The organism is Mesorhizobium sp. M0293 (genome assembly GCF_040321735.1).
In the GTDB taxonomy this organism is placed as follows: Bacteria; Pseudomonadota; Alphaproteobacteria; order Rhizobiales; family Rhizobiaceae; genus Mesorhizobium.
Genome location: NZ_JAMYSA010000275.1, coordinates 1 through 1,413, shown reverse-complemented (window position 1 = coordinate 1,413; position 1,413 = coordinate 1). Strand labels below are relative to the sequence as shown.

Here is a 1,413-nt window from a genome sequence, read left to right as displayed (position 1 = left end):
TCCCGCGGCGTGGTGTAGCTGGCGGCATTGGTCGCCGTGCTCTCCGGCATGGACCGGGCTGATCAGCGCGCCACGGCTGGCAGGCTGATCAGGGGATCATCGCTCATCTGGCTTATCGTTTCCAGCGTCATGTAGCGGGCGCGCTGGACGGCCCATTCGTCGTTCTGTTCGAGCAGGAGCGCGCCGACGAGGCGCACGATCGCATCGTCGTTGGGGAAGATGCCGACGACGTCGGTGCGCCGCTTGATCTCCCCGTTGAGGCGCTCGATGGGGTTCGTCGAGTGCAGCTTGGCCCGATGTTCCTTTGGGAAGGTCATGTAGGCGAGCACGTCCGGCTCGGCGTCGTCGAGGATGGCGGCGAGCTTCGGGACCTTCGGCCGGATCTGGTCGGCGACGGCGCGCCACTGGACGCTGGCGGCCTCGGGCGTCTCCTGCGCGAAGGCGGTGGCGATGAAGGCTGAGACGACCCTGCGGCCACTCTTGCCGGCATGGGCCAGCACGTTCCTCATGAAGTGGACGCGGCACCTCTGCCATGTCGCGCACAGCACCTTGGTGACGGCCGCCTTGAGGCCTTCGTGAGCATCGGAGACGACGAGCTTGACACCGCGCAGGCCGCGACGTGTCAGCTTGCGCAGGAACTCTGTCCAGATCGGCTCGGCCTCCGAGGTGCCAATCTCCATGCCCAGTACCTCGCGCCGGCCGGCCGCGTTGACGCCGACGGCGATGATAACGGCGACCGAGATGATCCGCCCACCGCGGCGGACCTTCAGGTAAGTGGCGTCGATCCACAGGTATGGCCAATCGCCCTCGATCGGCCGTTCGAGGAAGGCCTTCACCTTGCCATCGATCTCCTCGCACAGCCGCGAGACCTGGCTCTTGGATATGCCGCTCATGCCCATGGCCTTGACCAGATCGTCAACCGACCGGGTCGAGATGCCTTGCACATAAGCCTCCTGGATCACCGCCGTCAGCGCCTTCTCGGCCATGCGGCGCGGCTCCAGGAAACCTGGGAAGTAGGAGCCCTTTCTGAGCTTCGGGATGCGTAGCTCGACGGTGCCGGCCCGTGTCTCCCAGTCCCGGTCGCGGTAGCCGTTGCGCTGGGCTGTCCGGAGCGGCGACTTCTCGCCATAGGCGGCGCCGGTGGCCGCGCCTACCTCCATCTCCATCAGCTTCTCGGCAGCAAAGCCGATCATCTCGCGCAGGAGATCTGCGTCCGGGGTCTTCTCCACGAGCGCGCGCAGGTTCATCATATCGTCGGTCATCGGTGGTCCTTTCGGAAAGGGGTTGGTGTCGACAACCAGACCCTACCGGAAAGCACCGATGACCACCGCTACGCCGCTCGCTCGCTACAGCGCTACTAACGGCGCGCTCCCGAGCGGCTTCGCTACCGCCGAGCTACACCACCTGATGGGA

1 protein-coding gene is annotated in these 1,413 nt (G+C 65.9%); it reads right to left on the bottom strand.

Annotated features, from left to right (window positions below):
• Positions 1 to 62 precede the first annotated feature (62 nt).
• The gene (locus NKJ06_RS35415) at positions 63 to 1,262 is read right to left on the bottom strand and encodes an IS256 family transposase (protein WP_352812570.1); all 1,200 of its coding nucleotides are present in this window, start codon (positions 1,260 to 1,262) and stop codon (positions 63 to 65) included.
• Positions 1,263 to 1,413 lie beyond the last annotated feature (151 nt).